Here is a 13,727-nt window from a genome sequence, read left to right as displayed (position 1 = left end):
GAGGCTCCTCATGCCATACTCTTCTTTAAAACAGTTTCTGAATTTTATGGTAAGCATTCAAAAAAACACGCTGCATAAAATCTCCGTATTATTATAAACGAAATTTAGCTATTTGTGTTTTCAGTTCTTCGGCTAATTTTGCAAGGGTTTGGCTGGAACTGGCTATTTCTTCCATTGAGGCAAGCTGTTCCTGTGTGGCGGCGGAAATGCCTTGTGTTCCGTCAGCCAGTTCTTTGCTGTTGAGATCGATCTTTTCAAAGGCTTTGGCAATATGGCCGCTGTCAGAGAGCATTTTCTGTATTTCTGAAGATATTTCTTTCATTTGGTCGGAGACATTTTCCACTGAAGTTATGATTTCTTTGAAGGCAGTGCCTGCCAGGTCTACTACTTCAGCTCCTGTTTGTACTTCCTGAGTGCCGGACTGCATTACAGATACGGCTTTTTCTGTGTCTGACTGGATTTCCCCGACCAGCTGGGCGATTTTCTTGGCTTCGTTTTCTGACTGCTCCGCCAGTTTTCTGACTTCTTCGGCAACAACGGCGAAGCCTTTGCCTTGTTCACCGGCCCGTGCGGCTTCGATCGCGGCATTAAGCGCCAGCAGGTTTGTCTGTCCGGCAATTCCGGAAATGGCGTCCACTATAATGCTTATTTCTTTTGATCGGGTTCCAAGTTTTGCTACCGCCTGTGAGGATTCATTGACAGCTGCGGCTATCTGATTCATTTGCAGGACGGCTTTGTCTGCTGATTGACCGCCGTTTTTGGCTTTTTCCGAAGCGTTGGCAGATTGTTCGGCGATATGGCCGGCATTGTCAGCGATTTTTTTTATTCTTGCTAATAGCTGATCAACGGTTTTAGTGGTGTCATTTACTTCTTTTGTCTGAACAGATGCGTTGTTTGCGATTTCAGCTACCAAAGACGCAACCTGATCGGCAGCCTGCGCCGACTGGCCGGAACTGGCAGTCAGCTGTTCGCTTGAAGCCGCGGCCGACTGCGAGGTGTCAGCTACACGGGAAATAACGCTGCGCAGGTCTTCTGTCATACGGCTGAGACTTTTGCCCAATCTTCCCATTTCATCTTCTGATTTTATATTTATTTTTGTTGATAGATCTCCTCCGGCTATCTGTTCCGCACAATGCATCAGATATTCGATCGGTCTGCCGATCTTTCTGTTGAAAATCATGATTATGAAGCTTACCAGCAGCAGGACAACTGCGATAAAGATAATTATGCTTATGATCATTACTTTGTTGACATTCTGATAGGCTTCCGCAGTAGGATATACCAGTACCATATGCATTCCTGTTTCGGCGATCGGTGCGGCTATGACAAAGCTGTTTTCGCCAAAGGCTGAGGATTCGGTCAAAAATGTATCTGCCGATTTTAAGATTTCCGTTCCAAGCTGCTGTACTGCGGGATTTTGGTCATCTACGATTTTTTCCTTAAGATTTTTATTGTCATCCTTGTCACCAAGATAATATCCCTGAGGACTTATAACAAAAGCATATCCGGTCTGGCCTATTTTTATATTGCGGACGAAGTCTATAAACGCTCTCAAGTCTATATCCACCGTAGTTACACCAATAATTTTATCATCTTTTTTTATAGGACAGCTTACCGTGATCATTGCGACCTTGCTTACAGCATCTTCATAAGGTTCACTCCAATAACCGCTGTTTTTTGCTTTCACCCCATCTTTATACCAATCATATTTGAAATAGTCATCAACACCATTGCTGTAATCCCAGCTCACATCAATTTTGCCGTCATTTTTGAATACATATGGTCCGTAATTTGTTATACCCTGCTGATATATATTTGGCTCAAGCCAAAAACCACTGCCAGCAATAAGCACCTCTGATGAAATATATTTATTCATAGTATTCAGCAATAAATCAGTATCGATATGTGACATAGTGCTGACATTATACGACAAAAGCTCCGCATATTTGGCTGTCGCTGCCAACGGAATTGATAAACTGTTTGTTATTTCGCCAGACTGATATCGCAAATTATTCTGAACTTCACTTTCCATATTCTGCTTAAACTGATAAATGCTATAGGCGCTTTGAATACCACTGACCAGAATTACCATTCCTACTGTTCCAATAATAAAAAGTGTCTTAATGCTCTTTGTGATGCCCTTCATTTTCATTTCCCCCTCCGTGGAATATGTTTCATAAGACACAATCGAATCAAAAAATATTTATACGTTCAGTTTAACATTCCATGATGCAGTATATATTATTTTAATGTTACGTTTATGTTAAGGAGCATCTCTTCAGATAGCAGAATTAAACACAACTATCCTGCGCTGCACCTTGGCAAACCTTTCTCATTAAGACCGTTACCCCATCTAATACACTATCATAAAAAAATTTGGTGTTAAATTTATTATAAGGCTGTTACTATTTTCAAAAAGGATTTATAATATCCTTGTTATGTTTATCGGCATGGATCATTTCAAAATACAAGTTATTATATGATATGAGGTTATTATGAAAAAAATTATTTTTTACACACTTATGCTCTCTTTTATAATTATTTCTTTGACAGGTATTTGCCTTTCACTGAAAGTTTATCGCCTTTTCAACTACAAGATAATTCACGAAATCTTCAGCTATATTTTTCTGATAAGCAGTATATTCCATATATACGTCAATAGAAACAGTATCTCGCATTATTTAAAAAACAAATAGTATAAATGATAAAATAAGCCTGCCGCCAAAGAGCTGACAGCATATACCACACCGCAAATAAAATTTGATGGTGCAAAAGCGGAAGACAAATAAATAAATATCAAGTATATTTAAAATACGGATAAGTTCTCTTGTAAAACTGCAGCCGTTTTTTATTACGATCAGGGGATTTTACCGCAAAATCCACCGAGGGGAGGAAAAACCTATGAAATATACGTATTTTATTGAAACAGAGTTAGGAACAATAGGAATATCTGAAACTGACGGTTCTATTACAGAACTTTTTCTTACAAAAAATCGGCAAAAAACAACAGGCGGATCACAAACGCCTATGCTAAAAGAAGCCGAAAAACAGATCACAGAATATTTATCAGGGCAGCGCAGAGAATTTGATCTACCGCTTGCCGCTGAAGGAACAGCCTTTCAAAAAAGTGTATGGGCCGCCCTGCGTAAAATCCCGTATGGAGAAACACGCAGCTATAAGCAAATAGCGGAAATGATCGGTAATCCCAACGCTTCCCGTGCTGTGGGAATGGCAAACAATAAAAATCCTCTCCTGATCGTGACACCATGTCACCGAGTCATTGGTGCGGACGGAAAACTGGTTGGCTATGCGGCTGGTCTTGCGATCAAGGAAAGGTTATTGAAACTGGAACGAGCCAATAAGGAAGAAAAAACGGATGCAAGATAAAATCAGACACCAACTTGAAGCACTGGCAGAAGAAAACTATCGTATTTTTTCTTCAGGACTACTTCCGCATACGAAACATATTCTCGGAGTGCGTCTTCCCTTGCTTCGCAAAATGGCAAAACAGCTTACACGGTCAGACTGGCATCGATATCTGAAAACAGCGCAGGATTCTTCCTTTGAGGAAATCATGCTGCAGGGAATAGTGATAGGTGCTGTAAACTGCCCGCCGGAAGAACGATTTTCCTATATACAGTCATTTATCCCTAAAATCAGCAACTGGTCGGTGTGTGACAGTTTTTGCACCGGCCTTAAGTTTACAAAAGAATGCCCGGTGCAGATGTGGCATTTTTTACAGCCGTATTTAAAATCAAATGAAGAGTTTCAGATTCGCTTCGCGGTAGTCATGTTAATTTTTTACTACATTGATAAAACTCACATTGCAGAAATCATTCATCAGCTTGATATGGTGCGGCATGACGGGTATTATGCAAAGATGGCAGTTGCATGGGCAATTTCCATCTGTTATATTCAGTTCCCTGAAATTACTTTTCAGTATCTGCAGAAGAATTGTTTAGACGATTTTACCTATAATAAGGCTTTGCAGAAGATTACGGAATCATTAAAGGTAGATAAAGATATAAAAAAACAGATACGCGCTATGAAAAGGCATTGACTAAAAAGGTAAAAATTGACGGAAGGACAATCCATGACAGAAGAGGAAAAATGGGAAGCGGTACTAGCTTGTGATGCTTCGTATAATAACAAATTTTTCTACGGTGTAAAAACAACAGGAATTTTTTGCCGTCCCTCTTGTAAATCCAAAAATCCCAAACGAGAAAATATAATTTTCTTTACTGCGGAAGAACAGGCCAGAAAGAGCGGATTTCGCCCTTGCAAGCGATGCCGTCCTGACTTATTGGAATTCCGGCCACATCGAGAGAACGCCGAAAAAATAAGATTGACCTATGATCGTTATTTTGGGGATCATGTTCAATTAAAAAAAGAATTAGAGAAGCTGTGTCTTGGCAGAAATCAAATTATTCAGTTATTTCAACACCATTATAAAAAAACTCCGGTAAAATATTTAAAAGAGCTGCGCATAGCCAATGCAAAAATCTTACTCTCCGATACACAAGATACTATTTTGCAGGTCGCCTTACAAAGCGGATTTAATAGTATTTCCACTTTTTACGCGCAATTTGATCGGTTAGTGGGAATTTCACCGAATGCATATCGAAAAAAATTTTCTGTGAGGAGATAAACCTATGATCGTGAGTGCCAGCCGTCGTACGGATATTCCTGCTTTTTATTCTTCGTGGCTGCTCAATCGTCTGCGGGAAGGATATGTATTAGTTCCCAATCCAAGAAATCTTCTAAACTACAGCCGAGTGGAGCTGCGGCCGGAGACTGTTGACTGCTTTGTCTTTTGGACAAAGAATCCTGCGCCGATGCTTCCGAAATTAAATGAAATTGCTGCGATGGGATATCCGTTTTACTTCCAGTTTACTTTAACACCGTATGATCGGGAAATAGAAAAATATTTGCCGTCTAAAACCATATTGATACAAACTTTTCGTGATCTTAGCAGGCTGATCGGTGCCGAAAAAGTAATATGGCGGTATGATCCCATTATATGCACAAAGCAGATTGATTCCAGCTGGCATTTAGAACAATTTAATAAAATGGCTGCTGCTTTGGAAGGATATACGAGTAGATGTATTTTCAGTTTTTTGGATTTTTATGCAAAAATACGTAAAAACCTGCAAAATGCCGCACTGATTCAAATGCAGGAATCAGCTATGCTGCGAATCGCGGAAGGTTTTTCCAAAATTGCCCGCAAACACAAGATACAGCTGGCAACCTGCTGTGAAGCAATAGAATTGCAGCAGTATGGAATAGAACATGCCGCATGCATTGATGCAAAACTAATTGAAAATATTCTCGGCTGCTCTGTCCGTTCAAAAAAAGATACAAATCAGCGTCCCGGCTGCGGTTGTATGGAAAGTGTGGAAATTGGCACATATGATTCCTGTCCACATGGCTGCATATATTGTTACGCTGCTTCTTCCACGCAAAGCGGACAGTATCGTGCAGCCTTTCATGCCCTAACAGCACCGGTTCTGCTTGGACCTATACCCAAAGCAGCCGTTATCACTAAAAAGAAAATGCTTTCGGTAAAGGAACAATGCCAACGGTTATTTTTCATACCGTGATGTGCAGCAGCTCTGTTACAAAGGCCTGTCCGCCCACTAAAATTTTCCTGATACAATTATCGGCAGCTATGATTTTAGTGATAATCTCCGAAGGCTTATTCATTACGTAGCCCTGCTCAAATTTTAGAATATTATTGCTGAGAGGAACAATCTTATTTCGGTAAAGATAACATGCGAGCGCCCCGTTAGATGTTCCTGTGGCCGACTCTTCCGGAATATCATATAAAGGAGCAAAATTCCGGCAGTGTGCTGTTCCTTCATGCAATGTATCAAGCGTAAACGCATGAATACCAACAGTGCCGTATTTTTCACTGATTTTCTTTATTAACTCAAAATTTGGTTTTACAGAAAGCAGGCTACCCAGATTTTTTATGGGAACTAAAATATCCTTTAGTCCTGTCGAAACGATTTGAATCGGTAAATTATTGAAAATATCATCTTCCGATACATTTAGGCAGGGAGCTATTTCTTTTCTGCAAGGGGCATGTTCATAAAAAACAGGAAGCGCCTGTTCCATAAATACGGTACTTTTTTCGATATGTACTGTCAGCATACCGGCAAGTGTTTTCTGACAGATAACTTTATCATACGGAATTATATTCTTCTCGCGCAGCAAAGTAAATGCAGCAATTGTTGCATGTCCGCAGAGTGATACTTCTTTGTTTGGCGTAAAAAAGCGTGTTCCATAATTTTCAGAAGAAAATTTTCGCAAAAAAGCTGTCTCGGAAAAATTAATTTTTGCAGCAATTTTCAACATACTTTCTTCCGATACCCCATTGCTGTCCAACATAACCGCAGCCGCATTTCCTCCTGTGTCTTTTATGGAAAATGCATTTAATGCATAGAGATCATAAGTATATTGCACGAATAGCATCCTTTCTCCATTATCTAACTATAAGTGATTCAGTATTATTAACTGAATTTCTTCAGCAGCCTTGATTAAGTATAGCATAAGTATATTTACAGAAAAATGAACTTATGCTATACTTGTATTGTTTCCAAGGAAACAATACAACAGGGAGAAATGATATATGGACACAACCATGCAGATCATAAAATCTCTTACAAAATTTCAGGAACGCCCTGACATTTTAAAACAATGCCATGAAAAAATATTTGAAGGTATCCATTTGGCGGAGGCCCACTGTATAGATAATATAGGTAAGACAAAAGATGCTAATGTAACAAAAATAGCCGCTTCTATGAAAATGACCAGAGGAGCAATAAGCAAAATTTGTAAAAAATTGCTGAGAAAAAAATTAATTGACTGTCACAAAAAAGTGGAAAATAATAAAGAGCTGTATTTTTATTTAACAGACACAGGAAAAGAAATTTACGTAACACACAGAATATACCATGATAAGGCTATGCAAAATAAATTAGCACTTTTAAAGGCTTATACATCGGCAGAACAAAATGTCATCTTAAAATTTTTGGAAGATATAAATATTATGTATGATAAGCATTCAAAAGAAATTTTAAAATAGAAAAACGGAGGACTTTTTATGACGCAAAAATACGTGTATGCATTATCTGCCGGACATTTCTTCAATGATATAGGCATGGGTATCTTACCTGCTGTACTGCCTTTTTTCATTGCGAATTATGGCATGAATTATAAGGATGTATCAGGGCTGATGTTTGCGGCATGCTTCTTGTCATCTATCGTTCAGCCTACTTTCGGCTGGCTGGCAGACAGGATTTCCAAAGTGTGGATAATGTCATTAGGGATCTGCCTTTCGGGTGTGGCAATGGGTGCCATTGGTCTTTTTGAAGATTATTGGATTATTTTTGCGGTAGTGACTGTAAGCGGAATCGGCAGTGCTATATTCCATCCAGAGGCAGCGCGCATGGTCAATAAGATCTCGGGTGAAAAAAAAGGAACTGCATTAAGTATCTTTTCTATGGGCGGAAACGCCGGATTTGCTTTTGGACCCGTAATTGTAGTGGCCTTTATAAGTGCTTTTGGCATGAAAGGCACATTAGTTTTCAGTATACTTGCACTGGTGATGTCTATTATCTTATTGTTTATTGTGCCCAATATAAAAAAAGAAATAGAAGCAACCAGTACAAATTTTGAAAAAAGAAATAATAATTCAACGATACCCGACAGAGAAAATCATTGGAGTGCTTTTTCGAGGCTTACTATGCTGATCGTTTGCAGTTCACTTGTTATTTGCGGGTTGAGAAGCTTTATTCCTTTATATCTTGTAGCTCAGATGGGACTTTCTGAGGCTGCAGCTAGTTCTGCGCTGACCATCTTGTTTATGTTCGGCATTGTTACGACGATGATCGGGGGAATGATGGCCGACAAATTTGGCTATTTGAAAATAGTGCAAATAAGCTATGCGCTTCTCGTTCCTATGGTCTTTCTGCTGTCGCGTACGGAAAATGCCGTTATTGGCTATGTACTGATGATACCGATCGGTTTTGCCATCTTCTCTCCATTCAGTTCCATTGTTGTCCTGGGTCAAAATTATTTGGCACGCAGTGTAGGTTTTGCATCCGGTGTCACATTGGGCCTTTACTTCAGTGTAGGCGGTATGGTCATTCCTTTGATGGGTATATTCGCAGACAAGTACGGTCTGACTGCGACCATGGAATTATTGACAGTATTTGCCTTACTGGCGGCAATATGCTCTTTTATTTTAGTGAAACCCTTTGAAGAAAAAACAGATAAGCAAAGTCTGACTGCATAAAAAAAAGAGGCTCCTGTCCGCAGGAACCTCAAAATCCATTGGTATAATAATTATTCTCCCATAATTATTATCTTACATTTTCTGGTGCGTTGTCTGGCTCTGTCGAAATCCACAAAATAAATATAGCCTGTAGTACCGACCCCTAAAGTTCCTTCTTCAACATCGAATATCTGGCTTGATCCTATAAGAGTAGCTTTTAAATGCGCATCGCAGTTTAAGAGTGCATCGCGGTCTCCCCCCGGGAGATAAAATTCTGCTTCAGGCCAGGATTCCACTTCCTGATAATGCTTTTCGCCGGGATAATTATATTGTCCCTGGGCGGTATTATCAGGAATTATTTTTTTCAAAACATTGTTTAAGTCCGTTTGAAGAAATTCATCTCCATTTTTATCGCGATCATGAACAAATTCTTCAAAAAAAACAGCGCAGGTTGTATGCGGTGATATTACGGTGCATATGCCGTTTCGAATATTGCTTTTCGCGATAGTCTCTTTCACCTGAGTTGTTATGTCAATAAATGTCGGCCTCTGTCCGTGAGATTGCAAAGAAATGGTTTCTTTATATACAGTCATTTTTTTGACCTCCTGTTATTATGCTTTTTCTTTGTATGCTTTTAACATGGCATCTGCCATTTCCTGAACGCGGACAACGGGATCCGGTGCTTTCAAAATACCGTTGGTGCCGCCGGTACCGTCAGCACCGAGACGGATAACATTGTAGACATCCTCAGCTGTAGTTATGCCTGATGCAACCATCACAGCAATATCCGGATCAACAGCTTTGATCTGTGACGTGGTCTCTAAAATATAGCTGTTATCAGCTACCTGTCCTGTCCCAATCAAATCAGTGGGTTCACATAATAAAATATCCGGGGAAAACCGGGCAATGGACAATGCTTCCGATAATGAATCCGCACAAGCTATAGTTATCATCGAAAGTTTTTTCGCACGGTCAATAGTCTTGGAAAGTTCGGATAAGGTCAGCTGATTTTCGGCATGATTCAGGAAAACGGCTCCCGCTCCGGCATCCTTTAATGATTCAGGAAGTATATGCCCCATTCCGCGTCCCGGTTTCAATGATTCCATATGCTGTGCCGTAACGACAATGCAGCCGGTGTTTTCTCTGACGTAACGAATATCAGCAAAAGGACAGGTAAAAAAAATCTGCAGACCACTTTCTTGAGCTATTTTATCGACTGCCTGCGCTAACTCGAGAGATTTTTTACCATACAAATACGATTTAGGATTGACAACTAAGAAGGGACTTCTTACTTTTCCCATTTCAATACCTCCAAACTATATATTATTACCATCGGTTATAATATATATTACCATCGGTAATATATATTATCAAGACATAATATTAAAAATATTTTTATTTTTTTAATATATCTATATATCTTATTCTGTCCTGAAATAAATATCTTTGCTTTTATTTCAGTTGATAATGTCTATAGTTTATAATAGAATATAAATTACAAGGTTATAAATAACGGAGAAAATAAATGGAAAATGAAAAAACAAGTCCCTTGCACTTAAAGGTACAGCAGGCTCTTTTAGCCAGTTTTAACGATATGGCTTACTTTTCGCCATTGTCCGGTGAACGTGAATTATGTCAGCAATTTAATGTCAGCCGTCCTACTATACGCAAAGCCCTTGAAAATCTGGAACGGGAAAAAATCATAACAAAAATTCAGGGACGTGGTTCTTTTTATATCGGCAACAAAGTGCCGATTGATTATTCTAATACCAGTGGTCATGGATTGGGGCTTTTCCAGGTTTTAAGTTCTGCCGGTAAATTTACAAAAAGTTACGTTTTGCAACAGGATATTGAATTCCCGCATACTGATATTGCCGCCTCTTTGAATTTAAAAAAGGAAGAGATGGTTTTTCATCTAAAAAGATTGCGCTACGTAAATAACGAACTTTATTCCTTAGCTGACGATTATATTCCGCTGAACATCTGCCCGCATCTTTTGGAAACAGATTTTGCAAATGCTTCTTTATTTAAAACGTTGGAGGAAAATAATGTCATTCCTTATAAAGAGGACAAAACCATAGAAGTGAAACGTTCCGATATGCAGGAGGCTACACACTTAAATTTGAAAAAAGGTGATCCTCTTTCTGTTACCAGAATATTGACATATGACAAAGATTCCAATATTATTCAATATGCAACCTCTAAGGCAGATGCTTACAAAAGCCGTTTCAGAATAATATCGAGTATACAAAATGAAAGGATGTTTGAAAATGCTCAGAGAAATGAGAAGAAAAGACAGGCAGATATCTGACGCAGATGCCGAAAATGTTCTGCAAAAAGCGCAGTTTGCTACCTTATCAATGATTAATGAGGAAAACAAACCTTACGCTATACCGATAAGCTTCGTTTATGAAGACAATACCATATATCTGCACTGCGCTTCAGCAGGTTATAAATTGGAAAATATAGCACGCAATGCAAATGTCTGCCTATCTGCTGTCATAGATATACAGCTCATGCCGCAAAAATTTTCTACCAAATTCAAATCAGCCATTGTTTTCGGTAAAATCACAATGGTCAATGACGAAACAGATAAAAAAAGGGGGCTTTCCGCTCTAATAAAAAAATACAGTCCTGATTTTTACGATGAAGGTCTGAAATATATAGAAAGAGCATTAGCCAAAACAACCGTACTGAAAATAGAAATATCCGCTATTACAGGCAAAGAACACGAATAAATTCCCAGCAAAAAACAGGTCAGCGCATAAAAATAACAGGAAGCTCATTAAAACAAGAGCTTCCTGTTACAAAAGCGCACTTTATCCGATAACCGCAGTCATCTTCATTCATGGATTATTATCCTTTTTACGTTCGTCCTCCGACAGCAGCTTTCGAACAATTAACGCAGCAAACTGTCAGTATAAAATCCCATTACAGCACTTTCATCCGGAGCAATAAGACTTGTATTTATGTTTTTTGCCTTTAGAGCTATCTGTGTATATTTTTGCAATTCGCTTACAGTAAAATCTTCTTTCTTTCCAAGAATTTGATCGATATATTGTCTGAATTGTTCGATATTATTAAATTGCATCGCCGACAGAATAGATGAAACTTTTTCCGGAGCACCGGCTGCAATGAAATGGAGATAACTGGCAATGGTAAGTGCATTGGCCCGCCCGTGATCTATATTACGGAAATATGTAAGAGAATAACCCAGCGAATGAACGATATTGGTTCCCGTATGGGCTATGCAAAGCCCTCCTGCCAAAGAACCATACATAAGTTTAGCACGTATTTCTTCGGTAAATCCGCCTTCTGCCAAAGCAGGCAGGCATTCACCAATCTGCTTGATACCGCTTTGCGCTATCTGGCCAATCAAAGGGTTAATTTTTATTGACAACGCACTTTCGATATTATGAGAAAGCGCATCAAGTGCCGTATTGACTGTTATACTAACAGGCAAATTTTTTTGATAAGCTGGGTCCAACAATGCATATGCCGGAAAAATCAAAGGAGTCGCAATTGTACTTTTGGTCTGCGCCAAATGATTGGATAGAATAGAATAAGGCGTTACTTCACTTCCCGTGCCTGAAGTGGTCGGAATATGTATCATCGGCAGCACTTTTTCGGCATAAGTGCCGGAAAATAAATCATTTTCGGCAATATCCTGACACGCAAGCAATGCGATTCCCTTTGCCGCATCCATAGGTGATCCTCCCCCTATGGCAATAATGAAATCAGCGCCTTCTGCCTTGGCTGCCGCCGCACCCTTGTATACAGTAGGAATATCTGGATTGCTGTCAACTTCGTTAAACACAGCATACGGTATATGATTGCCGCGTAAAACCGCTTCAACATCATCCTGCGAACCGTTTATTTTAGCTGAATGACGTCCCGTTACCAACAGAGCCTTTTTCCCCAGTGTAAAAATATCATGATGTTCTCTTATGCAATTTTTCCCAAAAAATATTTTCGTCGGCATAGCAAATTTCATTGTCTGCATTAAAATGACCTCTTTTTTCGAATTTGCCACTAAGTATAAATGGTATATATTTAATGTCAATAGATATTGAATATATCTGTAACTTTTGCCAAATACCATAGTCTATTTTCGTTAAAATGCACTATGGATATAAAAAAAACAAGAAAAAAATATATACATGTGGTAAAATTTTAAGTGGGAGGAGGAATTCTCATGCCTATTACTTGCAGAAAATTGTTAAGTCTTTCCTTTCTTGATCGCAAAATAAGCTTAAGCGGCGGCAGCGAAGGACTTGACCGTGTAATTCGCTGGTTTCACGCCATAGAAGGAGTAGAAGAAATACAATTTTTGCAGAATAATGAATTGGTGCTGATGACAGGAATATCAATAGGTTCTGATGATAAAAAAATACTGGCAATGCTTAAAGGAATATATGAAAAGCATGGCGCAGGGCTTATCATCAATACAGGACGGTATATTCACAACATCCCCAAAGATGTTATAGACTATGCAAATATGGTGAAAATCCCTGTCTTTTCCGTGCCATGGGATATAAAACTTGGCAATATGACACGCAAGATAGGCGAACTCATATTGGCAGAGCGTTCAAAATATAAAAATGTTCAGGGACTCGTAAAAAAGATGCTTTTTTCTGATACCGGTACCGGAGAGAAAATATTTGACACAGCTTTATTTGACGATCATAAATTGCAGGGTGTAAAGCAGGTCATGCTGGTAGAATTTAAAACAAACCAGTTGGATTGTATTGATGAGCCGGAAGAAAAGCTGTCGGTTCTTTTTCAGGAAATAACTGCGGAATATGGGCAGCCGTGCTTTTTTACATGGAATGGCAATGAAGCTGCATTTATCATAGGAGAATACAGCAAATCCCGGCAATTTCCTTCTGCTCTGCATGAAAAGTTATTTAACAGATTTTCCCTTAATGTATTTATTGGCATTGGCGGATCATATCAGGACTTTTCTGATATGCGCAAAAGTCATAAAGAGGCGCATTTTGCTCTTAATATAGCTAAAAAAAGCAGTGATCGGACATATGTCGCATATAAGGATACAAATATTTTCCGCCTGTTTTATTATATCGACGATGCCGTTTTTATAAAAAATTATTATGAAGAAGTATTGGGCGATCTTTTGCGATATGATAAAAAAAACAGTTCCGAATTCACAAGAACTCTTGAAATCTATCTGGAAGAAAATGAAGATGCTGCGGCAACGATAAAAAGACTTTTCATCCATCGCAACACCCTTACTTACCGCTTGAAAAGGATAGAAGAAATAACAGGCTGCCGCATGGACGATTCTGAAACAAGACTCAACTTTCGCATAGCATTTAAAATGAAAACTTTTCTTAATTTTATTCAATGACTTATGCAGTTTGAATAAATGGGGCAGCGTTTTTTTGTATAAAGGCCACATAGACAATCCCCGCTGGAATGGCGTAAACTT

At 39.0% G+C, this 13,727-nt stretch carries 15 protein-coding genes; 10 read left to right on the top strand and 5 right to left on the bottom strand.

The features are described 5' to 3' along the window. Positions 1 to 91: 91 nt before the first annotated feature. Positions 92 to 2,146, bottom strand: coding sequence for a methyl-accepting chemotaxis protein (locus tag I6758_RS02560; RefSeq protein ID WP_196603636.1), 2,055 nt, complete (start codon positions 2,144 to 2,146; stop codon positions 92 to 94). A gap of 349 nt (positions 2,147 to 2,495) precedes the next feature. On the opposite strand from I6758_RS02560, the gene I6758_RS15185 reads away from it, so the two are divergent. From I6758_RS15185 to I6758_RS02535, 5 genes are all read left to right on the top strand, one after another. After that, complete coding sequence (locus I6758_RS15185) at positions 2,496 to 2,696, top strand: DUF4405 domain-containing protein (RefSeq protein ID WP_196603635.1); 201 nt, start codon at positions 2,496 to 2,498, stop codon at positions 2,694 to 2,696. A 205-nt stretch (positions 2,697 to 2,901) separates the two neighbouring features. Next, on the top strand, positions 2,902 to 3,387 hold the full coding sequence (locus I6758_RS02550; RefSeq protein WP_196603634.1) for a methylated-DNA--[protein]-cysteine S-methyltransferase: 486 nt from the start codon (positions 2,902 to 2,904) through the stop codon (positions 3,385 to 3,387). Next, complete coding sequence (locus tag I6758_RS02545) at positions 3,377 to 4,060, top strand: DNA alkylation repair protein (protein WP_196603633.1); 684 nt, start codon at positions 3,377 to 3,379, stop codon at positions 4,058 to 4,060. The genes I6758_RS02550 and I6758_RS02545 overlap by 11 nt, the downstream gene beginning before the upstream one ends. 33 nt (positions 4,061 to 4,093) lie before the next feature. After that, positions 4,094 to 4,648 (top strand): bifunctional transcriptional activator/DNA repair enzyme AdaA, encoded by a 555-nt coding sequence (locus I6758_RS02540; RefSeq protein WP_196603632.1) that lies wholly within the window; start codon positions 4,094 to 4,096, stop codon positions 4,646 to 4,648. Between the two features lie 4 nt (positions 4,649 to 4,652). Next, positions 4,653 to 5,600, top strand: a complete 948-nt coding sequence (locus tag I6758_RS02535) for a DUF1848 domain-containing protein (protein WP_196603631.1) — start codon at positions 4,653 to 4,655, stop codon at positions 5,598 to 5,600. On the opposite strand, the gene I6758_RS02530 is transcribed toward I6758_RS02535, so the two are convergent. Further along, positions 5,590 to 6,465, bottom strand: a complete 876-nt coding sequence (locus I6758_RS02530) for a PhzF family phenazine biosynthesis protein (RefSeq protein WP_330998009.1) — start codon at positions 6,463 to 6,465, stop codon at positions 5,590 to 5,592. The genes I6758_RS02535 and I6758_RS02530 overlap by 11 nt on opposite strands. A 166-nt stretch (positions 6,466 to 6,631) precedes the next feature. Between I6758_RS02530 and I6758_RS02525 the strand changes: the two genes are divergently transcribed. Then, complete coding sequence (locus I6758_RS02525; RefSeq protein WP_196603629.1) at positions 6,632 to 7,087, top strand: MarR family winged helix-turn-helix transcriptional regulator; 456 nt, start codon at positions 6,632 to 6,634, stop codon at positions 7,085 to 7,087. Positions 7,088 to 7,105: 18 nt separating this feature from the next. Beyond that, positions 7,106 to 8,299 (top strand): MFS transporter, encoded by a 1,194-nt coding sequence (locus tag I6758_RS02520; protein ID WP_196603628.1) that lies wholly within the window; start codon positions 7,106 to 7,108, stop codon positions 8,297 to 8,299. A 50-nt stretch (positions 8,300 to 8,349) separates the two neighbouring features. On the opposite strand, the gene I6758_RS02515 is transcribed toward I6758_RS02520, so the two are convergent. Beyond that, complete coding sequence (locus tag I6758_RS02515) at positions 8,350 to 8,871, bottom strand: YjbQ family protein (protein ID WP_196603627.1); 522 nt, start codon at positions 8,869 to 8,871, stop codon at positions 8,350 to 8,352. Between the two features lie 18 nt (positions 8,872 to 8,889). Then, entirely contained in the window at positions 8,890 to 9,579 is a 690-nt protein-coding gene (locus I6758_RS02510; protein ID WP_196603626.1) for a triose-phosphate isomerase, read from the bottom strand. A gap of 224 nt (positions 9,580 to 9,803) precedes the next feature. On the opposite strand from I6758_RS02510, the gene I6758_RS02505 reads away from it, so the two are divergent. Both I6758_RS02505 and I6758_RS02500 read left to right on the top strand, forming a co-directional pair. Further along, positions 9,804 to 10,589: a GntR family transcriptional regulator gene (locus I6758_RS02505; protein WP_196603625.1), complete on the top strand. Its 786-nt coding sequence runs from the start codon at positions 9,804 to 9,806 to the stop codon at positions 10,587 to 10,589. Next, complete coding sequence (locus I6758_RS02500) at positions 10,549 to 11,016, top strand: pyridoxamine 5'-phosphate oxidase family protein (protein WP_196603624.1); 468 nt, start codon at positions 10,549 to 10,551, stop codon at positions 11,014 to 11,016. Before I6758_RS02505 ends, I6758_RS02500 begins: the two co-directional genes overlap by 41 nt. A gap of 161 nt (positions 11,017 to 11,177) precedes the next feature. Here I6758_RS02500 and I6758_RS02495 read toward each other — a convergent pair whose 3' ends face one another. After that, on the bottom strand, positions 11,178 to 12,281 hold the full coding sequence (locus I6758_RS02495; RefSeq protein WP_196603623.1) for an iron-containing alcohol dehydrogenase family protein: 1,104 nt from the start codon (positions 12,279 to 12,281) through the stop codon (positions 11,178 to 11,180). A 192-nt stretch (positions 12,282 to 12,473) separates the two neighbouring features. On the opposite strand from I6758_RS02495, the gene I6758_RS02490 reads away from it, so the two are divergent. After that, positions 12,474 to 13,646 carry a PucR family transcriptional regulator gene (locus tag I6758_RS02490; RefSeq protein WP_196603622.1) on the top strand — a complete coding sequence of 391 codons (1,173 nt, stop codon included), beginning with the start codon at positions 12,474 to 12,476 and terminating at the stop codon, positions 13,644 to 13,646. Positions 13,647 to 13,727 lie beyond the last annotated feature (81 nt).

It is taken from the genome of Pectinatus haikarae, from assembly GCF_015732185.1.
GTDB classification, from domain to species: domain Bacteria; phylum Bacillota; class Negativicutes; order Selenomonadales; family Selenomonadaceae; genus Pectinatus; species Pectinatus haikarae.
This window is presented reverse-complemented; position numbering and strand designations above follow the sequence as displayed.